This window comes from Bradyrhizobium sp. AS23.2, from assembly GCF_001908185.1.
Classification (GTDB): Bacteria; Pseudomonadota; Alphaproteobacteria; order Rhizobiales; family Xanthobacteraceae; genus Bradyrhizobium.
Genome location: NZ_LGHM01000069.1, coordinates 1 through 23243 on the forward strand (window position 1 = coordinate 1; position 23243 = coordinate 23243).

The window sequence follows — 23243 nt, forward strand, 5'->3', positions numbered from 1 at the left end:
TCAAATGGACCAAGTCCGCAGACCAGATCTTGGCTTCCGTCAAACGCTTCTGTCACAAAGCTCAGCAGACATTATGTGGCGAACTTTAGATTCACGTGACTAGAAGAAAATATCATAAGCTTAGTGCCCGAAGCCCAGTTCGAGGCACTCATTAATGATCCAACTGGCGAAAGAACGGGGAGGCGGCTTCGAAGCTTGCAAGAACGTCTAGGCGCCGAAAGCAAAGAATTCGCCGTCCTCAGAGAGAAGGCTGGGGCGAACCTGCGGCAGTCCATCATCGAGGCAGCAACAGGCACTATTCCAGCCGGGAAAGAAAGCGAGAAAAAGCATTTTCAGTCTCATTCACAGGATTGGTTCAAGAGCTTCAGTGGTGGACAGGAGCTAGCGAACAAAGTTTTCACGATGGATTTGTGGCCTCATCTGAAGGAGCAGCTTCTTCCATTCGCTAACGCCGTCCGCAAGGCTGTGATGCTCTCACAAGTCTCGGATATTGCCTTGTGAGCGACGACACCGTTCGACAAGCGCTTAGATCCGATGCGCGGCTTGTTGTCGTCGAGGCGCCTGCGGGCTGTGGAAAGACACACCAAGGTTCCGACTATGTGAGTGAAGTCGCCGGGGCCAATCGAGACAGGGTCCTCATTTTAACCCACACCCATGCAGCTTGCTCTGTTTTCGCCAAGCGAACCCGAGGGATCGCGTCGCACGCCGAAATCAGGACGATAGATAGCCTCGTTGCGCAGCTTGCGACCGCTTACCATACTGGCATCGGCGTTACCGCGGACCCTATGATATGGGTACGGCAACGCGCAGAAGGCTACGCACAATTGGCGGGCAAGGTTGCGCAACTGCTTCAGCATTACCCCATGATTGGTCGGGCCGTTGCTAGGCGCTATCCGACCGTTATCTGCGACGAGCATCAAGATTCAAGCGCAGACCAACACGCAATTACGATGTCGATGTATGTCAACGGTGCGCGCGTGAGAGTTTTCGCCGATCCCATGCAGAAGATATTCAAGGAAGCCAATTCATATTCATGGGACAGCTTAGTCGGGGCTGCGGACAGAGTTGATGAACTGGATTATCCGCATCGCTGGACGGAGGGCTGCCCGCAGCTTGGGAAATGGACACTAAAAGCCCGAGAAGCTCTTAAGAGTGGTGGCAAGGTAGATCTGCGAACTGCACCATCCAGTGTGAAGGTCGTAAGAGCGACGAACATCGCCCAGAAGACGTTCGACTATCGCCTCGGATCAAATGACCGCCGTCTCATTGACGCTTTCGAGAAACGACAATCTTCGTTGCTCGTTTTGACGCGCTACAATGAGACTGCACGCGCGCTTAGGGGTTTCTTCGACCGCCGGATATTGCTGTGGGAGGGATATACGCGTTCGGCGTTGGAGAGTTTTGTTCATCAGCTAGAGAAAGCGAGCGTTCCCGGCGAAGTCGCGTTAGCAATAATGAAATTCATGGATGCGGTTGCGATTGGCTTCAGCCCCTCCGAATTCGGGCAGCGGCTAGGGAAGGAGATTGCCGACCATTGCTCGAAGAGTACCCGAGGTAAGCCTGCAATGATCCAGGAACTTGCTAGAATTGTGTTGGAATCCCCTGATCACAGGGGAGCCGCAAAAATGCTGGCTCGGTTGCATGAGCTTTCTCAGTCCGAGCCGCATTTTAGGAACGTAAAGCTAGATTGCCATCGCGAGTTTTGGGATGCGGTTAGGCTTGGACAATTTGAAAATCCGGCAGATGGCTTAGCCGACTTGGCTCACCGGCGCGCATACGCTCGTCCCCAGCCGCCTGAGCGGGCAATCAGCACCATTCACAAAGCGAAGGGCTTGGAATGTGAGAGCGTCATCGTGGTGCCGTGCGACGCCAGGTCATTTCCGGACAGGCCTGACGCGCGCTGTCTGCTGTATGTTGCACTTAGTCGGGCAAAGAGCGAGTTAATGCTCGTCATTTCGGCCGATCACCCATGCCCTCTCTTTGTATACTAAACCTTGAGCGAAACAAAATGAACGTATTGCCTGACGCAAATTCCGATCTGATGAATTCGCCGGAAGCAGTATTGGAGGCTCCGCCAACGTTCGCTGCGTGCCTGAACGCTCACGGGCTTTACAATACTATGCAGTTCGTTCTTAGGCTGAGCCCGAGAATCCATCAACTACTCGATGCCGTTCCATCCGGGGTCTATCCGAGAGGGGAGGTTGATGGCGAAACCATTGTCGCTTATTCCACTTATCTGCATGAGACTGTCCATTGGTGGCAACATATCGGCTCAACGACCGGGTTAATCGTGAGCTTATGCTATCCTGCGCAGGCTCATGCGAACCTTGATGCCCTGAAGGAAGTAGTCCGCCGCACAGGCCTCAATAAATCGTTGTTAAAGTGGGCTGAAGACGCTGCTCGATCAGGGACGCCGTCGACTGATGAAGGTATTCGGAACGCGAACACCGCTGTAAACAATGCGATTGATGTTGAATTTTTTAAGCTGTTCATCATGCAGCCGGAACGAGCGCGCGAGATAAATGCAGAACACTACTTTGAGTGCGTTGGTCATAGCTTTCGGATCGCATACACGCTCGCGCTGGAGTTAATCGCGACCGCGGTTGATCCTGATTATGTTCATATTCCTGACGTTACCCGCTGGGCATCGCATTTCGATCGTCTAACTTCTGAACAAGTCGAAGGTTTTTACTATGGTACGCCAATACGCGTCGGTCCCGTGGGAGTCCGGGCCATATTCGAGGGGCAGGCGCGATTCATTCAGCTTCAATACCTAGCTTTTGGTAGCCAGAAGCTTGATTGTGCCACACTTGGCGATGCAGGCTATTTCGAGGGTATCTACGGCGATGCATTCCGAGTCTTCCTGAAGCTAACCGGGGCCGAGTGGCCGGATAGCATTGAGGATCCCCTCGTTGGTCTATTTCTTCTTATTTGCGATCTAGCTATCAATCCAAGTGCGGGTTTCCCGTGCGATATAGAAGATTTTCACAACTTCATTCTCGACACCGATCCCGGAATTCGCTTTGGAAATTTGTGTCTGGCCGCCAAGCAATCTCCCGAATTGTGGACCGCAGTTCAAAACTACTCCCGTGAGGAATACGTCGCGGTATCGGAAGCGCTTATGGCGGCTTGTGAATACGACCATTCCCTTCGGGGGCTAGAGGAAGTTGCGCGTTGGCCGGAGAAAGTGCCTGCGATTTCCGAGTTGATGGCGGAAAAAGAGACTTTCGCCTTCGGGGTAGCTAACCTTCCCGTTCGTGTCGTCCTATCGCACTTCATTGCGTTTTCGATCGACAAGCTCGCTCATCCTGAGTTCTTTTGCTGGGCTGGAGCTTGGATGGCAGGGCCTCGAACATCTGATGAAGTTCAAAAGATGTTCTTGCGCCATCTTTCCATATATGCCGACCGTGGCGACAAAGAGGGAATATATCCACGAGATATTCCCGGTAAGGATCAAGCGTCGGTGTTCCAGACGCTCAACATGTTTTACGGCAATAACCTTGTCTACGATTTGACACGGCAGTGGATACTTCAGAATGGCCCGTTCAAATATGATTATTCGTGGCTTACGGAAAATCCTCCCGCCAAATATGCGGAATGGGCAAATAAGCAGTTCGAAAAGCTTTATGGCGCTCATCCGGATGCTGTGAATATTCTCTAGGCCGCATGCGTAATGTCTGTTGTGGAGCGATCTCTGAATGCCAAGTGGCTTTGGGCGCTACGCAAGTTCCGATTTTTGACGAAGCAAGCATGGAATGAGGATCGCTCGCCATTGGATTTCGGGAAAGCAGGCAGCCCGCGTCGCGTATGGCGACGAGTTGTGCCGCCTTCGAAAGGGGCCAGCATGGCATAGTGCCACTGTTTTGCCCGACGCGTCAAATGAGATTCGTAAAATACGAAATTCGTGCCAATGATCTCGGCGTTGCACTCAACTCGCGGCCGGAAGACAATCGATATCAAATGCACTCGCCGTAATTCGGTAGTTCCTGAGCGATTTCTGCAGGTTGTTCCGATCGGCTTCGTCTCTGACTGTTGTCACGAAGGCTGCCCCTAAATGCTGAGGCCGCGACGGTTGCCCGTTTGCCGCTGATTCGCTTCACGCAGCAATAGCTTAACCGTATTGACATCAGGCCGTTCGGCAGCCGCGTTTCTACTTTGCACGGGGTTGTTTTTCACTTTTTTGCAGGAGGGCTGCCCGGCTCGGTCCAACAAAAGAGTGGAGGGGACGCAGCTCGCGTATCGCGCCGCCCTTCCCCCGAGTGCTTCAGCTGAACAAATGAAAAGGCCCGGTCGCGATGGCGACCGGGCCTCTTGCGTTCGTACCGATTCGTGCGCTTAAGCGGCGGTCGAAGCCTTCTGAGCGGCCTTCTGCTCGGCGGCGGCAGCCTCGTCGCTGCGGATCTCCGAGAGCTTCTTCTGGACCTGCTCCGAGAAGATGTACTGCGCCGGGCGCTGCTTGGACATGTTGATCTCGGGTGCCATCGGGCCCGTGGTCTTGACGCCGCGCAGCGACACCCACATCGCCTTCAGCGGGTTGTTGAGCGCAGCAGTGGCCGCCGTCGGCTCGTAGCCGCAATGCGCCATGCAGTCGGCGCACTTTTCGTACTTGCCGGTGCCGTAGGTGTCCCAGTCGGTGGTGTCCATCAGCTCCTTGAAGGTCTTCGCATAGCCTTCACCGAGCAGATAGCAGGGCTTCTGCCAGCCGAAGATGTTGCGCGCGGGCATGCCCCACGGCGTGCACTCGTATTCCTGGTTGCCGGCGAGGAAGTCCAGGAACAGGCCGGAATGCATGAAGTTCCACTTCTTGCCCTTGCCCATCGCGAAGACGTCGCGGAATAGCTTCTTGGTCTTGGTACGGTTGAGGAAGTGCTCCTGATCCGGCGCGCGCTCATAGGCGTAGCCTGGCGACATCGAGACGCCGACACCGAGCTCGACGGTGAGGTCGAGGAATTTCGCGATCTCTTCCGCCGGATGGCCGTCGAAGATGGTGGCGTTGACGTTGACGGTGAAGCCGCGCGCCTTGGCCGCCTTGATCGCGGAGACGGCGCGGTCGAACACGCCCTTCTGCGACACAGCCTTGTCGTGATGGTCCTTCAGGCCGTCCAGATGCACGGAGAAGAACAGGTAGGGCGAGGGCTCGAACAGGTCGAGCTTCTTCTCGAGCAGCAGCGCGTTGGTGCAGAGCGAGACGAACTTCTTGCGCTCAACGAGACCGCGCACGATCTCGCCGATCTCCTTGTGGATCAGCGGCTCGCCGCCGGGAATGGCGACCATCGGCGCGCCGCATTCGTCAGCGGCGTCCCAGCACTCCTGCGCCGTCATGCGGCGGTTCAGGATCGCATCGGGATAATCGATCTTGCCGCAGCCGACGCAGGCGAGGTTGCAGCGAAACAGCGGCTCCAGCATCAACACGAGCGGATAGCGTTTGCGGCCAAGCAGTTTCTGCTTGAGCAAATAGCCGCCGATACGCATTTCCTTGAAGAAGGGTATAGCCATCACAAGTTTCTTTCTGGGCTTGAAATTCGGGTGGGTCAGCTCGCAGCCAGTTCGGCCGGAAGCCGGAATTCGATGTTTTCCTCGCGGCCCGGCAACACCGAGACCTTAACCGGTCCGATCCGCCGCATCGCTTCGATCACGTCATCCACGAGTACCTCAGGCGCCGAGGCGCCGGCCGTGATGCCGACGGTCCTGGCATTCTTCAACCATTCCGGATTGAGCTCGCTGCCGTCGGCAATCAGATAACTCGCGACACCGGCCTCAGTGCCGATTTCGCGGAGCCGGTTCGAATTTGAGCTGTTGGCTGCGCCCACCACCAAGATCACGTCGACCAGCTTGCTCAAATCCCTTACCGCAGATTGGCGGTTCTGTGTCGCATAGCAGATATCCCGGATATCCGGGCCTTGAATATCTGTAAAGCGGGCCTGGAGGGCCGCAATGATGTCCTTGGTGTCGTCGACCGACAGGGTGGTCTGGGTGATGTAGGCCACTGGCGTATCCGCCGGCAGCGTCAGCGCCTTAACCTCTTCGACGCTCTGGACCAGCTGCACGGGGCCGGGGACCTGGCCCATCGTGCCCTCGACCTCGGGGTGCCCGGCATGGCCGATCAGGATCAGCGTGCGGCCCTTGGTGATGTAACGCTTCCCCTGATTGTGAACTTTCGTGACCAGGGGGCAGGTGGCATTCAGCACCGGAAGGTCGCGCGCGGCGGCCTCTTCCTCGACGCTGCGGGCGACGCCATGGGCGCTGAAAACGGTCACGGCCTTGGGGGGAACCTCGGACAGCTCCTCGACGAAAATCGCGCCCTTGTTCTTCAGGCTCTCGACCACGTATTTGTTGTGCACGATCTCATGGCGCACGTAGACGGGCGGGCCATACTTCTCCAGGGCCCGTTCCACGATCTCGATCGCACGTACCACGCCCGCGCAGAAGCCGCGCGGTTGCGCCAGATAAACTTCCATTGGACGCCCATCACGCAAGTTGCACCAATCCGCTCAGTAGTCCCCGGCGGCATCCCGATACTGACCAATGAGTAGCAATAACCGCACCATTGGTTCGCGCACGCGGTGACCACCCACCCCACTTCGGGTTCCGGCGCATGGAAGCACAGCACTTTGTGTCAAAAAATCGGCAGAAAGGAAAGGTCGAATGAAACCGGGGTCCCGTCTTGGGTCAGCATTGCGGTATCATAATACAGAATACTTCGCGAGCGGCATGGCGACATTTGTGCTCACTCTTTCGTCACTTTCCCGCCTCAACTCACCGGCTATACCGACCGCCCCGCAAGAATTTGCCATGGCCTCCCGCCGTTTACCTCGAACCTTCGTGCGGCGATAACCACTCAAAACAGCATAGGTTTCGCCCGGGAACTCCGATAAACAGCGGGCGTTTCCGGCAAGCTGTTAACACTAGAAAGAAATGATGTGCTGCAAAGCGTAGTCGTTGCCATCGTCAGGGCCTGCACCCGGTTTGCCTCCCTCGTCGTCGTTCTCGGGCTCCTGCTGGCGGTGGGGGCGGGCTATTACACGTCCAAGCATTTCGCCATCAACACCGACATCAATTCGCTGATTGCCCAGAATCTCGACTGGCGCCAGCGCGACCAGGAGTTCGACCGCGCCTTCGACCGCGATGCGACGATCACTGCGGTCGTCGAGGCGAGGACGCCGGAGATGGCGACCGCGGCGGCGGACGCGCTCTTTGCCAAGCTCAAGGACGACAAGGCCAACTTCCAGTCGATGCAGCAGCTCGGCACTGGTGAGTTCTTCGAGAGGAACGGCCTGCTGTTCCTGCCGACCGAGGAGGTCGCCAAGATCACCGGGCAGTTCGAATCTGCGGCACCCCTGATCGAGATCATGGCGGGTGATCCCTCGATCCGCGGCCTGACCGGCGCGCTGGAGACGGGGCTTGCCGGCGTCAAGCGTGGCCAGGTGAAGCTCGACAGCACCGAGCGGCCCTTCAACCTGATCTCGAAGACGGTCGAGACCGTCCTCAACAAGGGCAATGCGAGCTTCTCATGGCGCGAACTCGTCAGTGACGAGCCGCTGTCGGACTCCGACAAGCGCGCCTTCATCGAGTTCAAGCCGATCCTCGACTACAACGCGCTGCAGCCCGGCAAAGGCGCGACCGACGCGATCCGCAAGGCCGCGGTCGATCTCGACTTTGCGACCAAATACCAGGCGCGGGTGCGGTTGACTGGCCCAGTTCCGATCGCGAACGAGGAATACGCGACCGTCCAGGAAGGCGCCGTCGTCAACGGCATCGGCACCGTTTTCGTCGTGCTGATCATCCTGTGGCTGGCGCTGCATTCGGCGAAGATCATCTTCGCCGTGTTCGTCAATCTCTTCGTTGGGCTCGCGATCACAACGGCCGCCGGCCTGATGATGGTCGGCTCGCTCAATCTCCTGTCGGTCGCATTCGCGGTGCTGTTCGTCGGCCTCGGCGTCGATTTCGGCATTCAGTACAGCGTCCGCTACCGCTCGGAGCGCTACAAGGTCAACGATCTCTCGAGCGCGCTGGTGCTGGCGGCGAAGCGCTCGGCGGTGCCGCTGTCGCTGGCGGCGATGGCAACCGCGGCCGGCTTCCTCTGCTTCATGCCGACGGACTACAAGGGCATCTCAGAGCTCGGCCAGATTGCCGGCGTCGGCATGCTGGTGGCCTTCCTCTCCAGCATCACCATTCTCCCGGCGCTGCTGAAGTTGTTGAACCCGCCCGGCGAGAAGGAGCCGGTCGGATATGCCTTCCTGGCGCCGCTCGATTACTTCCTGGAGAAGCACCGCGTGGTGATCGTCGGTGGCACGCTGCTGCTGGCGCTCGCCGGCCTGCCGCTGCTCTACTTCATGAAGTTCGACTTCAACCCGATGAATCTGCGGAACCCGAACGCTGAGTCGATCGCGACCTTCCTCGATCTCCGCAAGGATCCGAACACCGGCGCCAATGCCATCAACGTCATGACCAAGTCCGAGGAGCAGGCGAGGCAGGTCGAGGCGAAGCTGGAGAAAGTGCCGGAGGTGCTGCGGGTGATGTCGCTCGACAGCTTCGTGCCGCAGGATCAGGAGCCGAAGCTGAAGCTGATTGCGCAGGGCGCCAAGGTGCTGAACCCCGCGCTCAATCCCGACCAGATCGACGCGGCGCCGACGGATCAGGAAAACATCGAGGCGCTGAAATCCTCGGTCGACACTCTGCGCCGGACTGCGGGCGATGCGAAGGGAGGTGGCGCGGACGCCTCGCGGCGGCTGGCCAATGCGCTCGAGAAGCTCGCCAGTGGCGACGAGGCCACGCGCAACAAGGCGCAGGATGTGTTCGTCACGCCGATGAAGATCGTGTTCGACCAGCTCAGGAACGCGATGAAGGCCGAGACGGTCACCCTGAAGTCGCTGCCGACGGATCTCGTCAGCGCCTGGAAGAGCAAGGACGGCATCATCCGCGTCGAGGCGCTGCCGAAGGGCGACCCCAACGACAACGACACGCTGCGCAAGTTTGCGGCGGCGGTGCTCAATGCCGAGCCGACCGCGATCGGCGGGCCGGTCTCGATCCTGAAATCCGGCGATACCGTGGTGAGGGCGTTCATCCATGCCGGCATCTATGCGCTGCTGGTGATCGGCCTGTTGCTGTGGATCACGCTGCGGCGGTTCGTGGACGTGCTGATGACGCTGGTCCCGCTTCTGGTCGCTGGCGCGGTGACGCTCGAGATCTGCGTGTTGATCGGCCTGCCGCTCAACTTCGCCAACATCGTCGCATTCCCGCTACTGCTCGGCGTCGGCGTCGCCTTCAAGATCTATTATGTCGTGGCCTGGCGCTCGGGCAGGACAAATCTGCTCCAGACCAGCCTGACGCGCGCGATCTTTTTCAGCGCACTGACGACGGCGACCGCGTTCGGCAGCCTGTGGCTGTCGAGCCATCCGGGCACGTCCAGCATGGGCAAGTTGCTAGCACTCTCGCTGGTGACGACGCTTGCCGCCGTGCTGCTGTTCCAGCCGGCCCTAATGGGCAAACCCCGCAATCTCAGGGAGTAGGCAGATGTCGCCGACGGGGTCGGCGGCGCCCTTCTGACCGGGCTTGGTTGCGCCGGCGGCCTTCGGGGCTGCGGGCGCAGGCGCGGTGGCGCCCGTCGTGCCTGGCTTTCGGCGCTGCGCCGGTCGACTTCGGCGCGCCCTTGGCCATGGCGGGGCTTGCCGGGATCGGCGGGCCAACGCGGGTCCAGGTCTCGCCACCGCAGAGGAAGCCCATCACGCAGCCCTTGATTTCGAGCTGGTCGGCGCCAGCCGGCGTGATGGTTGCGCTGTAGAGCTGACCGTCCTTCGCGTTGTAGACCTGTCCTTCCCACAGATCGACGCCGGGCTTCTTCTTCATGTCGATCAGGGTCGGCATGCCGAGCGTCGGCCTGTTCTTTTTTGACGCATCCGGATTGTACTCGTCGCGTCCGCCGGGCTCCTTTTCCCAGGAAACTGCGCCCCAGATGCTGCCATTGCACTGGGCGACACGGATGTTGGCGACGCCGTCGGCGACCCGCCAGTCGCCGGTGGGATCGGCGGCGAGCGCCGGAGTCAGGCAGGTGTAACCGCCAGCCAGTATTATTCCGGTGTAAAGGGCTAAACGCATGATAGTTCCTTGGCAGTGCAACATGGTCTAAAGCTGTGCTTGCGAAGATGGTCCGAAAAAGGGCAAAAGGCCGCACAGACCGTTTTCAGTAACGGTCCGTTTTCAGTTGACGAGACGGCCCTCAACCGAAGTATGTAGCGGATGCACAGCCTAAATCCAGACATGTCTCAGCTGTTCGCGGACCGTCAGGCCCAGCGCAGCGCCCTGCATAATCGGTATCTGAACGAACAGTTCGTTCGGGTTCTCAAGACGATTGGCTACGATGTCGGCTTCCAGAAGGGCCAGGGGCAGTACCTCTACGACCGTGACGGCGCGCGCTATCTCGACCTCTTGTCCGGCTATGGCGTGTTTGCGATCGGGCGCAATCATCCGGTGATGCGCGAGGCGCTCAAGAGCGTGCTCGATGCCGACCTTCCCAATCTCGTTCAGTTTGACGTCTCGACGCTCGCCGGCGTGCTCGCCGAGCGGCTCTTGAAATATGTTCCCTATCTCGACAAGGCGTTCTTCGCCAACTCCGGCGCCGAATGCGTCGAGGCCGCGATCAAGTTCGCCCGCGGTGCCACCGGTCGCCCGGGCATCGTCTATTGTGCCCACGGCTATCACGGTCTGACCTATGGCGCGCTGTCGCTGACGGGTGATTCGAACTTCCGCACCGGCTTCGAGCCGCTGCTGCCGGGCTGCACCTCGATTCCGTTCAATGATCTTGCCGCGCTCGAAAAAGCGCTGGCCTCGCGTGAGGTCGCGGCCTTCGTCGTCGAGCCGATCCAGGGTAAGGGCGTCAACATGCCCACGGACGAGTTCCTGCCCGGCGCGGCCGCGCTCTGCAAGAAATACGGTACGCTGTTCGTCGCCGACGAGATCCAGACCGGCATGGGCCGCACCGGCCGCTTCCTCGCGGTCGAGCACTGGAACGTCGAGCCCGACATGGTGTTGCTGTCGAAGTCGCTGTCCGGCGGCCACGTGCCGGTCGGCGCCGTGCTGACGCGCAAGGGCATCTTCGACAAGATATTCAACCAGATGGACCGTGCGGTGGTGCACGGCTCCACCTTCTCCAAGAACGATCTCGCGATGGCCGCCGGCATCGCCACGCTGGACGTGATGGAGTCCGAGAAGCTGATCGAGTCCGCCGCCAAGCGCGGCGCCGAGCTGCGCCTGGCGCTGACGCGCATGGTGCCCGGCTACGAGCTTATGAAGGAAGTGCGCGGTAAGGGCCTGATGATCGGCATCGAGTTCGGCCCGCCGAAGTCGCTGCGCCTTCGGGCCTCCTGGAACGTGCTGGAGACCGCCAACAAGGGCCTGTTCTGCCAGCTCATCACCGTGCCGCTGTTCAAGGATCACAAGATCCTGACCCAGGTCGCCGGTCACGGCAGCCACACCATCAAGCTTCTGCCGCCGCTCACCATCACCGAAGAAGACTGCAGCTGGATCGAGCGCGCCTTCGACGAAGTCATCGCCGGCAGCCACAAGGTCCCCGGCGCGATCTGGTCGCTCGGCAAGACGCTGGTGGACAATGCGGTAAGGCGGTCGGCGTAGGCCGATCGCTCAGGCCGCCTTCGGCTTGTTCACGGTCTCGATGCGATCGAGCGCCTTGCCGAGATCGCGTTTGGCGATCTGGATGTCATAATCGTTCTGAAGATTGAGCCAAAGCTCTGCCGTCGTGCCGAGCGCCTTGGCGAGCCGAAGTGCAGTGTCGGCGGTGATCCCGGTCTGCTCACTCGCAATCCGCTCAATACGCGTGCGCGGCAGGCTGCATGCCTTGGCGAGAGCGCCAGCGGACACGCCCAGTGGGATCAGAAATTCTTCCCGCAGAACTTCGCCAGGATGCATGGGCTTGAGTTTCTTTGCCATTGTCGCGCTTTCTTAGTGATAGTCCACGATCTCGACCTCGGTGGGCCCTTGCGCGGTCCAGATGAAGCGCACTCGAAACTGATCGTTGATCCTGATCGAGTGTTGTCCTTGCGATTGCCCACCAAAGCTTCGAGACGTTGCCGGGCGGTGCCCTTAGATCGCCAAGTTGGCCTGCGGCGTGCAAATAGCGCAATTTCCGCCGCGCAACCTTGACCAAGTCGGCTGGAAAGCTCTTGGGACTTTCGTCGTTAAAGACTGCCTCAGTTGTTTTGTCCCGAAAGGTCTTGATCACTCAAGTAGTGTATCATTATCTGATACATGCACGCAAGGGCTATGTATCAGTGCATGATACATCTCCAGGACCTACCCCTCCACATTCGCCTTCATCGTCGCCTCGAACTTGTCCACGAACTCGGCGAGCTCGTCGGCGCCGATATCGCTGACGGCCCAGAAGTTCAGGCCGCGATTGCCCCAGCGGCGGCAGTTGAAGCCCTGCATGGTCTCGGTCTTCGGCGCGCGATATTCCGTGCTCGATGTCTGCGCCACGAACAGGTTGATCACGTGCTGCCTGCGCTTGTAGACGACCGCGCCGATGGCGCGCGCATCGATATAATCGAGCCGACCGCCGACGAGCGTGAAACCCTGCGCGGTGAGGTCGATCACGGGCGGGGCCACATCGAGCTTGCCGTTGAACCATGGCTTGACAGTGTGCTGATCGGTCGAGACCACGTCGATGAGATGACCGGCCTGGAGCGAGCGCAGATGCGCGGAGACGACCTCCGACAGGATGCGCTGCTGGTCGTCCTGACGCAGCACCACAGCCACGACGCCGGAGGCGGCGAGGGCCGAGACCGCCGAGCCCATCGCAAAGCCGCGCAGCACGGAGCGGCGGGTCGGCTGGCGCTGCGGTTGCGGCAGCGAGGCCTCGATACGGGCACGCAGGCTCGCCGGCGCGGTGTAGCGCAGGTTGATGTCGGCGAGCACGCGCTGCATGTCGCGTTGTGCCGCGAACTCCGCCGTGCAGGCCGGGCAGCTTGCGATATGCGCTTCGACCTCGCGCGCGTGGCCAGCATCCAGCTCGCCATCGAGCAGCGCGTGAAGCATGATCTTTGCTTCGTCGCAGGTCATCTCACTTGCTCCTCTTCCGCCGTCCAGGCCGCACGCAGCATGGCTCGGGCGCGGGCGAGGCGGGACATCACGGTGCCGACGGGCGCACCGACGGTCTCGGCGATTTCACGATAGGACAGGTTGTTGATCTCCCGCAGCACGAATGTTTCCTTGAACGGTTCGGCGAGCGCATCGATCAGCTTGCGGATCGCGCCGGCATCGCGGCTGCGCAGCACTTCGGTCTCGGGGCTCGCCTCGCTCTCCTGCCACATCGGCGTCTTTTCGGCGGCGCCGGGCGTGTCCTCGATCGCGCTGTGCGAATGCGCGCGCCGTGCATATTCGGCGTTGCAGACGTTGCGCAGGATCGCGAACAGCCAGGGCTTCATCGCCGGCCCGCGATAGCTGTCGAAATGCTTCAGCGCGCGCAGGTAGCACTCCTGCACCGCATCCTCGGCGTCGGAGGCATCGCGCAGCAGATAGCGCGCGAGCGTGTAGACGTCGTCGAGATAGGGCAGTGCCGCCTCGCGGAAGCGCTGCGCCTTCTGCAAATCGTCGTTGGCGGGCATCGCTCCTCGCTTTGCCTCTTGTTCCGTTCGCTGCTTCGTTTCGTCCCTGTGGGTGACTGCAGGTGCACGAGCCCGGCCGGCGTGGGACCACCGGCCGGGCAAGACGTTGATGCCTTGGTTTGAGACGTTACTCAACCTTGATCATCCCCGTCATGTGCGGGTGCAGCGAACAAAAATACTTGTAGTCGCCCGCATTGGTGAAGGTGAACGAGAACTTGTCGTCGGTGTCCAGGGTCTTGGACCTGAACTTGCCGGCCGAGACGATGGCATGTGGGATGTCGTCCCGGTTGGTCCAGGTGACGGTGGTGCCGACCTTGACCGTGAGCTCGGGCGGCTGGAAGACGAAGTTGTCGATATGCACTTCCACGTCGTCGGCGCGGGCAGTTGTTGCGGGCAGCAGGATGGCCGCGGCCACGGCGACACCGAAGTCGCGGCGGTTGAGTGTCTTCATTGTCGGCTTCCGTTCAACCTTGAATCGACCCTGGATCAGCCCTGGAGCGGCGTATCGATGATCGCGAGCCGCTGCTCGTTCTGCTTGAAGTTGATGCTGGCGACGCCGAGCATGGAGCGGAGCTTTGCGTCCTCGACCTTCATCGGCCCCGGCGAGGGGGCGGTTCCCGGCGCCGGCTGCGGGAAGGCGGTCGAGCGCGCGGTGTGGAAGGTGACGTTGCCCTCGACCTTCTGCATCACCTGGTGGATGTGGCCGTTCAGCACGGTGACGGAGCCAAAGCCCTTGACGTATTCCAGCGCGCGGCCGCCGTCCTCGGTGCCCCAGCCCCATTCCGGATAGACGGTCCAGAGCGGGATGTGGGCGAACAGCACGATCGGCGTCGATTTCGACTTGCCGCGGAGATCGTCTTCCAGCCAGGCGAGCTGCTCGGCGCCGAGATTGCCGAGGCCGCCGGCCTTGAGGTCGACGACGTTGACGAGGCCGACGAAGTGCACGCCGCCGGCGTCGAATGAGTACCAGCCAGCGCCCTTGGTGCCGCGGCCATAGCGCTCGCGATAGAGCTTCACCTCCTCGTCGAGGAAGTCATGCTCGCCGGGCACGTAGTGCACGTCGAGCTTGCTTTGCGAGATGATGCGCTCGGCATTGTCGAACTCGGCGACCTTGGACAGATGGGTGATGTCGCCGGTGTGGATCATGAAGGAGGGTTTTGCCGGCAGCGCGTTGATCTTGTTGACCGCTTCCTCGAGCGTGCCGAGCGCGTTGGGATTGGCCGGCTTGTCGAAGCCGACATGGCTGTCACTGATCTGGAGGAAGCTCATGCCGGGCGCGGCCGCGGTCGCGGCTTGCGCGGAATCGATGATGCCGAGCGAGCGCGGCACGCCGCCCGTGATGGTCCAGAGCACCCCGGTGCCGGCCCAGGTCATGCATTCCAGCACCTTGCGGCGGCTGACGCCGTCTTCCCCGTGATCGTGTCCGCTCATCACACGCCTCCTCTCGCCCGGAATTGGGCTTCGGGGAGGTGATTGGGCGAGGGAGGGACTTATTCCCGGACGCGATGACGATTTCGTGAGCTGGGTCTCGTGTCCCGGACGCAACGCAGCACCTCTTGGTGGTGCGTTGCAGAGTCGGGACCCATGCGGCTCGGACGGGCTGGACCCCGGCTCAGCAGCGCATCACCATAGCGCGTTGAAGACGCGCGTGACGCGCTTATGGTGCTGCACTGCGTCCGGGGCACGATACCTATTTCGCGAATTCTCTCACGGCCTCCACCACGCGCTCCGGGACCTCCTGCGCCACACAATGACCGGCGCCCTCGAAGGCCAGCGTGCTGACCCGCGGAATCAGCGACACGGCACGCGACGCCATGTCCTTGTAGATGGCCCCGGACTTCGCGGCGGTCGTGACGCGTACCGGGCAGTCGATCTCGGTCAGCCAGTCAAACGGATTGCCGCGGGCATCGCCGGTATAGACCTGCTCCATCGCCTCGTAGATCGGACGCAGGATCGCCGACTCCGTCTCGGGCGTGCAGCAGAGTTGGACGCGGCCATTGTCGAGCAGCGTGAAGCCGTGGCGCACATAGGCCCGGAGCGAGGCCTCGGTCCAATCTGTAAACGCCGGCGCGGCGCGGTAGCGCTCGAGGACCGCGTCAGCGCTGTCGAACTCGGCCCGTCGGCGCAGCGTGCCCTGCACGCGGGACAGGGATTCTTCGCTCAATTCCGCGGACGGATTGCGGGCCGCGCGCGGGTCCATCACGGTCGGCTCCATCACGAAGAGGCGTGTGAAGCGCTCCGGCCGAAGTTTCGCCGCAAGCAGCAGGTCGGTCGCGCCTGCGCTATGGCCGACGCCGTAGATATCGCGGAGATCGAGCGCATCGACCACCCGACAAACATCATCGGCGTAGTCCAGGAAGTGATAGGCGCCGGGCTTGTGGCTTGCGCCGTGGCCGCGGCGGTCGAGCGCGTAGACGGTGTAGGTCGAGGCGAGTTCGCGCCCGACCTCGTCCCAGACGTGGGCGACGAAACCGGTGCCGTGCAGGAGGAGGGCAGGCGGTCTTCCGCTGCCGCCCCATTGCAACATGGCGATCTGCGCGTCGGCGGGGCCGATTGAAAAGCGATGCGGATTGATCATGCGGATTGCGGGAGCACGAGCTGCATCAATTCGGCCATCTGCGACGCCAGCTACCGAGATCCGCCACTGTTGCGGCTGGCCAACCTGCAACCCACGGAGCCACAATCGGGGGCCTGTCGGTATCCTTCAGCGCAACCATCAGCTTCTGTGATCCAATATCGATGACAATCAGGACGGATGTGTCGTCGCACGAATGGGCCTGGCACGCATCCGCCATCACGACATTGCCGTTGTATTTCACGCTTCCGGGACCGCTCAGCAGGCGGGGCAACGTGGCGTAGGCCGCGGGGCCCAGCAACTTCCGGAGTTGCGCCGTGAACTCCGTGTGCCGCAGCAGATCGACCGGATGGTCTATCGACCTGCTCCGCAGCATATTCCAGCCGTTGCCGGTGCTGGCGGCGAACTTCAAGGCTTCGGCCGGTCCAAAGCCATTCACGGTCCATGTCCAGCGGGCACCGTTTGCGCCGGGCATGGCGGGAGTCTCGACCACGATGCGCTGCTTCTCCGTCTTGTAGGTGACCGGACCACACGTATCGAGCGGGCCGTCAATCCGTACCGGTTCCTTTTCAACGAAGCTCAGGATGAACAGCGAGCCCTCGCAAGCATTGCCGCCAGGGCTTGTGGTGCCGATGGCAAAGCCGGCGGCGCCGATGGTGCCGATTTCGGCAATGTTGACGTAGTGCTCCGTGACCAACTTCTTCCCGTCCACCGTGAGGAGCTCGTCACCTTCCTTATTCTTGTAGATCTCCAGTTTGTTCCCGAACACGGTCATTGCCGTTGGCTCACCAAAAGCCAGTTGCGGCATCAGACAGAACAGCAGCGCAGCCAGGCGTACACTGCTCATAGGCGGGCATCCTCCAGGATCATCGTCGCGCCCTTCTCGGCGATCATCGCGGTCGGCGTGTTGGTATTGCCCGAGGTGATGGTCGGCATGATCGAGGCATCGACGATGCGCAAGCTTCCGAGGCCGCAGAAGCGCAGGCGCTCGTCGACCACAGCCATCGGATCATTCGCCGCGCCCATCTTCGCGGTGCCGACGGGATGGAAGATCGTGGTGCCAATGTCGCCGGCGGCCTTGGCAAGCGAGGCATCGTCGTCGCCGACGGAAGGGCCGGGCAGGTACTCGCTCGGGTGATATTTTGCGAGCGCTTTCTGCTGCATCAGGCGGCGCGTGGTGCGGATCGCGTCGGCGGCGACCTGGCGGTCGTCGTCGGTCGAAAGATAGTTCGGTGCGATGATCGGCTTTTCGTCCGGCGTCGCCGCGCGTAGCCGCACGGTGCCCCGCGAGGTCGGCTGGAGATTGCAGGCGCTGACGGTGATGGCGGGGAAGCGGTGCAGGGGATCGCCGAACTTGTCGAGCGACAGCGGCTGCACGTGGAACTGGATGTTGGCGCGGGCGCGCGTCGCATCAGAGCGTGTGAAGATGCCGAGTTGCGACGGCGCCATGGTCAGCGGACCGCGGCGGCGGAAGGCGTAGTCGAGCCCCATCAGGCCGCGTCGGAACAGGTTGTAGTAGGTCTCGTTCAGCGTGCGCACGCCCTCGACCTTGTAGATCGCGCGCTGCTGAAGGTGATCCTGCAGATTGCGACCGACGCCGGGCTTGTCCATGACGATGTCGATGCCGAGCGGCGACAGCCAGTCGGAGGGCCCGATGCCGGAGCGGTGCAGCACCTGCACCGAGCCGATGGAACCTGCCGAGAGGATCACCTCGCGTTTCGCTCGCGCTTCGATGATCTCGCCGTTCTGGATGAAGCGCACGCCGACGGCGCGGCCCTGTTCGATGATGAGGCGCTCGACCAGCACGTGCTTCTCGAGCCGCAGATTGGGGCGCTTGAGCGCGGGCTTGAGGAAGCCGCGCGCCGACGACCAGCGCCGGCCGCGTTTCTGGTTGACGTGAAAATAGCTCGTGCCTTCGTTGTCGCCGGTGTTGAAATCCGGGATGCGCTTGATGCCCATCTCCTCGGCGGCGTCGCCGACGGCATCGAGAACGTCCCACGACAGCCGAGGCGCCTCGATGCGCCAGCCACCGCCGGCACCGTGATGCTCGCTCGCGCCGAGGAAATGATCCTCCAGTCGCTTGAACATCGGCAGCACGTCGTCATAGCCCCAGCCGGTCATGCCGAGCTGGCGCCAGTGGTCGTAATCGGCGGCCTGTCCACGCATCGAGATCATGGCGTTGATCGCCGAGCAGCCGCCGATCACCTTGCCGCGGGGATAGGCGAGGGCGCGGCCGTTCAGGCCCGGCTCGGCCTCGGTCTTGAACATCCAGTCCGAGCGCGGATTGCCGATCGCGAAGAGATAGCCGACCGGGATGTGGAACCAGATCCAGTTGTCGTCGCCGCCGGCCTCGAGGATGAGGACGCGGTTCCCAGGATCGGCCGACAGTCGGTTGGCGACGATGCAGCCCGCCGTGCCGGCTCCGACGACGATGTAGTCAAACTCACCTTCGAGCCGCCTTGGCATTTTGCTTCCACCCGGTCACTTAACGTTCCGTCCTAATAGGCAGACGCAACGGGCCGGGACAAGCCCGGCCATGCCGGGCAGGCAGGGCTAGACCCCGTTCCGGGGCAGTTGGGTGGACTGGTGCTTGCATGGTAGACAGTCCTGTATTTTCAACAAAGCTTGAGTCCCTCCATGCCCATCGTGAACCGCGTCGCCGACCTTCAACCCGATATCCAGACTTGGCGGCGCGACATCCACCAGCATCCCGAGCTGCTGTATGACGTCCACCGCACTGCAGCATTCGTCGCGGACCGCCTGCGCGAGTTCGGCTGCGACCAGGTCGTGACCGGCATCGGCCAGACGGGCGTGGTCGGCGTGATCAAGGGCAACAAGCCGGCCGGCGAGGGGCTCAAGGTGATCGGGCTGCGTGCCGACATGGACGCGCTTCCGGTCGAGGAACAGACCAACCTGCCGTACGCGTCCAAGACTCCGGGCAAGATGCACGCCTGCGGCCATGACGGCCACACCGCGATGCTGCTCGGCGCTGCCCGCTACCTCGCCGAGACCCGCAACTTCGCGGGCGACGCGGTGGTCATCTTCCAGCCGGCCGAGGAGGGCGGTGCCGGCGGCGCGGCCATGGTCAAGGACGGGCTGATGGAGCGCTTCGGCATCGAGCAGGTCTACGGCATGCACAACGGTCCGGGCATTCCGATCGGCTCGTTCGCGATCCGGCCGGGTCCGATCATGGCGGCGACCGACGAGGTCGACATCATGATCGAGGGTCTCGGCGGCCATGCCGCGCGTCCGCACAAATGCGTCGACTCCGTGCTGGTCGGCGCGCAGGTGATCACGGCGCTGCAGTCGATCGTCGCGCGCAGCGTCGATCCGCTGGATTCCGCCGTGATCTCGATCTGCGAGTTCCACGCCGGCAACGCCCGCAACGTCATTCCGCAGACTGCGACGCTGAGGGGCACCATCCGCACGCTGTCGCCGGAGGTGCGCAAGCTCGTCGAGAAGCGGGTGCACGAAGTTGTGGCGGGCGTGGCGCAGATCACCGGCGCCAAGATCGATCTGCACTACAAGCGCAATTATCCGGTCGTGAACAACCACGCCGGGGAGACCGAGGTGGCGCGGCGGATCGCCAAGCAGGTCGCGGGCGATGCCAACGTGCACGAGATGCCGCCGCTGATGGGCGGCGAGGATTTCGCCTATATGCTGGAAGCGCGTCCCGGCGCCTTCATCTTCTGCGGCAACGGCGACAGCGCCGGCCTGCATCACCCCGCCTACAATTTCAACGACGAGGCGATCGTCTACGGCACGTCCTACTGGGTCAAGCTGGTCGAGGAGTCGCTCGCGGCGTCGTAAGGCTCGGATGAGAAGCCGCAACGGAAAAGGGCCCGTGCATCGCATGGGCCCTTTTGTCGTCGAGTTCTGTGTTCGCTCAGAACAGGTGCGAGAACAAGTAGTACAGCGTGCCCGAGATGATCATCGCGGCCGGCAGGGTCAGCACCCAGGCCATGGCGATGTTGCGGATCGTCGCCCATTGCAGGCCCGAGCCGTTGGCGGCCATGGTGCCGGCGATGCCCGATGACAGCACGTGGGTTGTCGAGACCGGCAAACCGTAGACGTCGGCGGCGGCAATGGTGGCGGCCGCCGTGATCTCGGCGCAGGCACCCTGCGCGTAGGTGAGATGCGTCTTGCCGATTTTCTCGCCGACCGTGACGACGATACGCTTCCAGCCGACCATGGTGCCGAGGCCGAGCGCGATGGCGACGGCGATCTTCACCCAGCCCGGGATGAACTTCGTCGCGTTGTCGAGCGAGCCCTTGTAGGCCGTGAGCACGGCGACGTCGTCGGCGCTGAGTTCGGCTTCCTTGTCCTTCATCAGGAAGCGGAGCGCTTCCGAGACGAGGTACATGTCGTTGCGGGTGTTGCCGACGGCTTCGGCCGGCACCTTGGCGAGCGAGCCGTAGGTGGAGACCTGCTTTGCGATATCGCGCACCAGCACGGCGAGCGACGGGAAGGTGCCAGCGTTAACCTCGTGCTGCGCGACAAAGTTGGTGACGGCCGGCCGCGGGTTGCCGATCACGTTGTAGCCGGTCGCTTTGCTCTCGATGATCTTGCTCGCGGCCTCCGAGTTCGTGATGAATGCCGCGATCTGGTTCTCCGGCAGCGCGCGGTTGAGCGCGTAGGCGGTCGGCACGGTGCCGATCAGGATCAGCATGATCAGGCCCATGCCCTTCTGACCGTCGTTGGAGCCGTGGAAGAAGCTCACCAGCGTGCAGGTGAGGATCAGGATGCCGCGGATCCACCACGGCGGCGGCTGGTCGCCCTTCGGCTCGCCGAACAAAGCGGGCGTCGCGCGCAGCAGCACGGTGCGCAGGATCAAGAGCAGGCCGGCGGCGAGCGCGAAGCCGAACAGCGGCGACAGCAGCAGGGCCTTACCGATGTTGGTGGCCTGGGTCCAGTCGACACCCGAGGTGCCGCTGCGGCCGTGCAGGACCGCGTTCATGATGCCGACGCCCATGATCGAACCGATCAGGGTGTGGGAGCTCGAGGCCGGCAGGCCGAAATACCAGGTGCCGACGTTCCAGATGATGGCGGCGATCAACAGGGCGAACACCATGGCGAAGCCGGCGCTGGAGCCGACCTGAAGGATCAGCTCGACCGGCAGCAGCGACACGATGCCGAAGGCGACCGCGCCCGTGGAGAGCAGCACGCCGAACAGGTTGAACATGCCGGACCACACCACGGCGACATGGGCGGGCAGCGAGCGGGTGTAGATCACGGTCGCGACCGCATTCGCGGTGTCGTGGAAGCCGTTCACGAACTCGAAGCCGAGCGCGATCAGAAGCGCGACGAAGAGCAGGAGGAAGGGGGCGATGGTCTTGACCTGCGTGCCGGTCGCATCGACGTCGACCCAGATGCTGTAGGCAACGAAGAGCAGCGCGGCAGCGATGACCCCCATATAGATCACGCCGGTGAGCGGATGGAATCCGCGGTCGAGGTCGGGTCCCCCTCTACGCAAGGCTGGCTCGATGGAGCCGGGCAAAGCAACGTCACTCATTGGAAATTCTCCTGTCGCAAGGCCTCCAATTTTGCGCGCGGCATGTGACAGCCGGTTGAAATGGTTGACGGCAGCGAAACGTGTGTCAGGCGGCGCGCGCGGCTTTCTTCTGCATGCCGGCGGCGATCTTGAGGTCTTCGACAAAGCGCTGATATTCCAGCACCTTGGTTTCCGGATCAGGCAGCCGCAGCAGATAGGACGGGTGCACCGTCACCAGAGCCTTGCGCCCGTCGGGAAGGTCTATGAGCCGGCCGCGGGTCTTGCCGATCGGAGTGATCTTGCCGAACACGCTTTGCGCGGCGGTGGCGCCCATCGCCACGATGAGGTCGGGCTGGATTGCCGAAACTTCCCGCTCGTACCATTGCCGGCATGCCCTGATCTCTGGCGTTGCCGGCTTCTGATGCAGGCGGATCTTTCCGCGCGGCACGAATTTGAAATGTTTGACTGCGTTGGTGACATAGACCTTCTTGCGGTCGACACCAGCTTCCTCCAGCGCGCGGTCGAGCATCTGGCCGGCCGGCCCGACGAAGGGATGGCCGGCAAGGTCTTCCTTGTCGCCGGGCTGCTCGCCGACCAGCATGATATTGGCGGACTTCGGACCCTCACCGAACACGGTTTGCGTCGCGTCCTTGTAGAGTGGACAGGCGCGGCAATGCGCGGCCTCCTCGCGGAGCGTTTCGAGATCGTCGGCGGCGGGTTTGCGTTTCATGGGCGGCCCCGGAGACGGGTTGATCCTTCCGCCGATCCAGCGTTCGGCATCAGAGAGCAGAGGTTCAAGTATTGAGGCTTCCGACAGGTTCCTCCGGCGCTTCTTCGGCACTTCCGGTGCGATCGGCTGGTCCGATCGGAAGTGACGGCGCCAGGTTTCCTCCAACCGGTTTGGGGCGGGCATCTCCGTCTGGCTGATCCCTGGCGTGAACGAGATCGCGTGGCCGTCCCAATGGGCGCAAACGTCGGGGGTGAGGATCGACCAGGGCATGTCGGCGTAGCGGCGCGAGAAGAAGGGGGCGGCGAATTCGACGATGTGATGCTCCGGCACGAACCAGGCGGCGTAATGCGCCTTGTGCTCGCGTCCGATCTCGCGGAAACGGATGACGTCGCGCATCCGCTGCACGTCGCGATGCACGCTGCAGGCCATTGCCGTCGCCAGCGCGACGTCTGGATCGGTCCTGATATCGAGCAGATCGTGATCGCTCCGCAACCGCCACAAGAGGCGATAGAGCAGCGCAAAACGCTCACTGTCGCGATAAAGGATCGCGACGCGTGCGAGCTCGATGAAATTGGCGGGCACGTTGAAGGTGCTGTCGGTCTCGATCGGGGGAAGGCCTGGCGCTTCGCACAGGCCGGGCGGCACGTCGTCTTTCGCATGGCCCTGCACGCTCCACGTCACGTCGGCCGGCGCGACGTGATGCAGTGCGAGCGCACGTGCGGTTTTGCGCCAGCCGTCGAAATCGGTCTCGCTGTCGAGCGTGATGAAGTGCATGACACTTGTATCCATTTGATTCGGCTCATGAATCTGGAAGCGCGCCAATTCGATTGA

At 61.9% G+C, this 23243-nt stretch carries 18 protein-coding genes and 2 pseudogenes; 6 read left to right on the forward strand and 14 right to left on the reverse strand.

The genetic code is table 11. The features are described 5' to 3' along the window. The first annotated feature begins 123 nt into the window (after positions 1–123). From AC630_RS15790 to AC630_RS15800, 3 genes are read left to right on the forward strand one after another with little or no spacing between them, the layout of a single operon-like run. Complete coding sequence (locus tag AC630_RS15790) at positions 124–501, forward strand: hypothetical protein (protein WP_074119437.1); 378 nt, start codon at positions 124–126, stop codon at positions 499–501. Further along, positions 498–1991, forward strand: a complete 1494-nt coding sequence (locus AC630_RS15795; protein WP_074119438.1) for a UvrD-helicase domain-containing protein — start codon at positions 498–500, stop codon at positions 1989–1991. Before AC630_RS15790 ends, AC630_RS15795 begins: the two co-directional genes overlap by 4 nt. Before the next feature lie 17 nt (positions 1992–2008). Beyond that, the gene (locus AC630_RS15800; RefSeq protein ID WP_074119439.1) at positions 2009–3661 is read left to right on the forward strand and encodes a hypothetical protein; all 1653 of its coding nucleotides are present in this window, start codon (positions 2009–2011) and stop codon (positions 3659–3661) included. A gap of 674 nt (positions 3662–4335) precedes the next feature. Here AC630_RS15800 and hpnH read toward each other — a convergent pair. Then, positions 4336–5496 (reverse strand): adenosyl-hopene transferase HpnH, encoded by a 1161-nt coding sequence (gene hpnH / locus AC630_RS15805; protein WP_074119440.1) that lies wholly within the window; start codon positions 5494–5496, stop codon positions 4336–4338. Between the two features lie 35 nt (positions 5497–5531). Further along, positions 5532–6458 carry a 4-hydroxy-3-methylbut-2-enyl diphosphate reductase gene (gene ispH, locus AC630_RS15810; RefSeq protein WP_074119441.1) on the reverse strand — a complete coding sequence of 309 codons (927 nt, stop codon included), beginning with the start codon at positions 6456–6458 and terminating at the stop codon, positions 5532–5534. A gap of 462 nt (positions 6459–6920) precedes the next feature. Here ispH and hpnN point away from each other — a divergent pair, with 462 nt between their 5' ends. Further along, positions 6921–9509 carry a hopanoid transporter HpnN gene (hpnN, locus tag AC630_RS15815; RefSeq protein WP_074119442.1) on the forward strand — a complete coding sequence of 863 codons (2589 nt, stop codon included), beginning with the start codon at positions 6921–6923 and terminating at the stop codon, positions 9507–9509. Here the strand turns inward: hpnN and AC630_RS15820 are convergent. Beyond that, positions 9477–10095, reverse strand: a pseudogene (locus AC630_RS15820) (DUF2147 domain-containing protein). The gene hpnN and the pseudogene AC630_RS15820 overlap by 33 nt on opposite strands. 141 nt (positions 10096–10236) lie before the next feature. On the opposite strand from AC630_RS15820, the gene hpnO reads away from it, so the two are divergent. Further along, positions 10237–11628, forward strand: a complete 1392-nt coding sequence (gene hpnO / locus AC630_RS15825) for an aminobacteriohopanetriol synthase HpnO (RefSeq protein ID WP_074119443.1) — start codon at positions 10237–10239, stop codon at positions 11626–11628. A gap of 9 nt (positions 11629–11637) precedes the next feature. Here the strand turns inward: hpnO and AC630_RS15830 are convergent, their stop codons facing one another. From AC630_RS15830 to AC630_RS15870, 9 genes and pseudogenes are all read right to left on the reverse strand, one after another. Further along, a complete protein-coding gene (locus AC630_RS15830; protein WP_074119444.1) occupies positions 11638–11943 on the reverse strand; it encodes a HigA family addiction module antitoxin in 306 nt (101 codons plus the stop codon). 12 nt (positions 11944–11955) lie between these two features. Next, a pseudogene (locus AC630_RS48325) lies at positions 11956–12235 on the reverse strand (type II toxin-antitoxin system RelE/ParE family toxin). Between the two features lie 71 nt (positions 12236–12306). Beyond that, entirely contained in the window at positions 12307–13071 is a 765-nt protein-coding gene (locus AC630_RS15840; protein WP_074119445.1) for an anti-sigma factor family protein, read from the reverse strand. Further along, complete coding sequence (locus AC630_RS15845; RefSeq protein WP_074119446.1) at positions 13068–13616, reverse strand: sigma-70 family RNA polymerase sigma factor; 549 nt, start codon at positions 13614–13616, stop codon at positions 13068–13070. The genes AC630_RS15840 and AC630_RS15845 overlap by 4 nt, the downstream gene beginning before the upstream one ends. A 127-nt stretch (positions 13617–13743) precedes the next feature. After that, positions 13744–14067, reverse strand: a complete 324-nt coding sequence (locus tag AC630_RS15850; RefSeq protein ID WP_074119447.1) for a cupredoxin domain-containing protein — start codon at positions 14065–14067, stop codon at positions 13744–13746. 35 nt (positions 14068–14102) lie between these two features. After that, positions 14103–15047 carry a metallophosphoesterase family protein gene (locus AC630_RS15855; protein ID WP_074119448.1) on the reverse strand — a complete coding sequence of 315 codons (945 nt, stop codon included), beginning with the start codon at positions 15045–15047 and terminating at the stop codon, positions 14103–14105. A gap of 259 nt (positions 15048–15306) precedes the next feature. Beyond that, a complete protein-coding gene (locus tag AC630_RS15860; protein WP_083636287.1) occupies positions 15307–16194 on the reverse strand; it encodes an alpha/beta fold hydrolase in 888 nt (295 codons plus the stop codon). Between the two features lie 25 nt (positions 16195–16219). After that, entirely contained in the window at positions 16220–17038 is an 819-nt protein-coding gene (locus tag AC630_RS15865) for an Ivy family c-type lysozyme inhibitor (protein ID WP_074119449.1), read from the reverse strand. Further along, on the reverse strand, positions 17035–18657 hold the full coding sequence (locus AC630_RS15870) for a GMC family oxidoreductase (protein WP_074119450.1): 1623 nt from the start codon (positions 18655–18657) through the stop codon (positions 17035–17037). The genes AC630_RS15865 and AC630_RS15870 overlap by 4 nt, the downstream gene beginning before the upstream one ends. 171 nt (positions 18658–18828) lie before the next feature. Here AC630_RS15870 and AC630_RS15875 point away from each other — a divergent pair, with 171 nt between their 5' ends. Further along, positions 18829–20001 (forward strand): M20 aminoacylase family protein, encoded by a 1173-nt coding sequence (locus AC630_RS15875; protein ID WP_074119451.1) that lies wholly within the window; start codon positions 18829–18831, stop codon positions 19999–20001. A 76-nt stretch (positions 20002–20077) separates the two neighbouring features. On the opposite strand, the gene AC630_RS15880 is transcribed toward AC630_RS15875, so the two are convergent. Next, entirely contained in the window at positions 20078–21703 is a 1626-nt protein-coding gene (locus AC630_RS15880; protein ID WP_074119452.1) for an inorganic phosphate transporter, read from the reverse strand. An 85-nt stretch (positions 21704–21788) separates the two neighbouring features. Further along, on the reverse strand, positions 21789–23186 hold the full coding sequence (locus AC630_RS15885; protein ID WP_074119453.1) for a UdgX family uracil-DNA binding protein: 1398 nt from the start codon (positions 23184–23186) through the stop codon (positions 21789–21791). Between the last annotated feature and the right edge of the window lie 57 nt (positions 23187–23243).

Excerpts from the sequence above, each read along its gene's own strand:
- AC630_RS15855 (WP_074119448.1), bottom strand. The coding sequence starts at position 15,047 with ATGAGCGGACACGATCACGGGGAAGACGGCGTCAGCCGCCGCAAGGTG.
- AC630_RS15840 (WP_074119445.1), bottom strand. The coding sequence starts at position 13,071 with ATGACCTGCGACGAAGCAAAGATCATGCTTCACGCGCTGCTCGATGGC.
- AC630_RS15830 (WP_074119444.1), bottom strand. The coding sequence starts at position 11,943 with ATGGCAAAGAAACTCAAGCCCATGCATCCTGGCGAAGTTCTGCGGGAA.
- AC630_RS15850 (WP_074119447.1), bottom strand. The coding sequence starts at position 14,067 with ATGAAGACACTCAACCGCCGCGACTTCGGTGTCGCCGTGGCCGCGGCC.
- AC630_RS15845 (WP_074119446.1), bottom strand. The coding sequence starts at position 13,616 with ATGCCCGCCAACGACGATTTGCAGAAGGCGCAGCGCTTCCGCGAGGCG.
- hpnH (WP_074119440.1), bottom strand. The coding sequence starts at position 5,496 with ATGGCTATACCCTTCTTCAAGGAAATGCGTATCGGCGGCTATTTGCTC.
- AC630_RS15870 (WP_074119450.1), bottom strand. The coding sequence starts at position 18,657 with ATGCCAAGGCGGCTCGAAGGTGAGTTTGACTACATCGTCGTCGGAGCC.
- AC630_RS15880 (WP_074119452.1), bottom strand. The coding sequence starts at position 21,703 with ATGAGTGACGTTGCTTTGCCCGGCTCCATCGAGCCAGCCTTGCGTAGA.
- AC630_RS15800 (WP_074119439.1), top strand. The coding sequence starts at position 2,009 with ATGAACGTATTGCCTGACGCAAATTCCGATCTGATGAATTCGCCGGAA.
- AC630_RS15860 (WP_083636287.1), bottom strand. The coding sequence starts at position 16,194 with ATGATCAATCCGCATCGCTTTTCAATCGGCCCCGCCGACGCGCAGATC.
- AC630_RS15865 (WP_074119449.1), bottom strand. The coding sequence starts at position 17,038 with ATGAGCAGTGTACGCCTGGCTGCGCTGCTGTTCTGTCTGATGCCGCAA.
- AC630_RS15885 (WP_074119453.1), bottom strand. The coding sequence starts at position 23,186 with ATGCACTTCATCACGCTCGACAGCGAGACCGATTTCGACGGCTGGCGC.
- ispH (WP_074119441.1), bottom strand. The coding sequence starts at position 6,458 with ATGGAAGTTTATCTGGCGCAACCGCGCGGCTTCTGCGCGGGCGTGGTA.
- AC630_RS15875 (WP_074119451.1), top strand. The coding sequence starts at position 18,829 with ATGCCCATCGTGAACCGCGTCGCCGACCTTCAACCCGATATCCAGACT.
- hpnO (WP_074119443.1), top strand. The coding sequence starts at position 10,237 with ATGCACAGCCTAAATCCAGACATGTCTCAGCTGTTCGCGGACCGTCAG.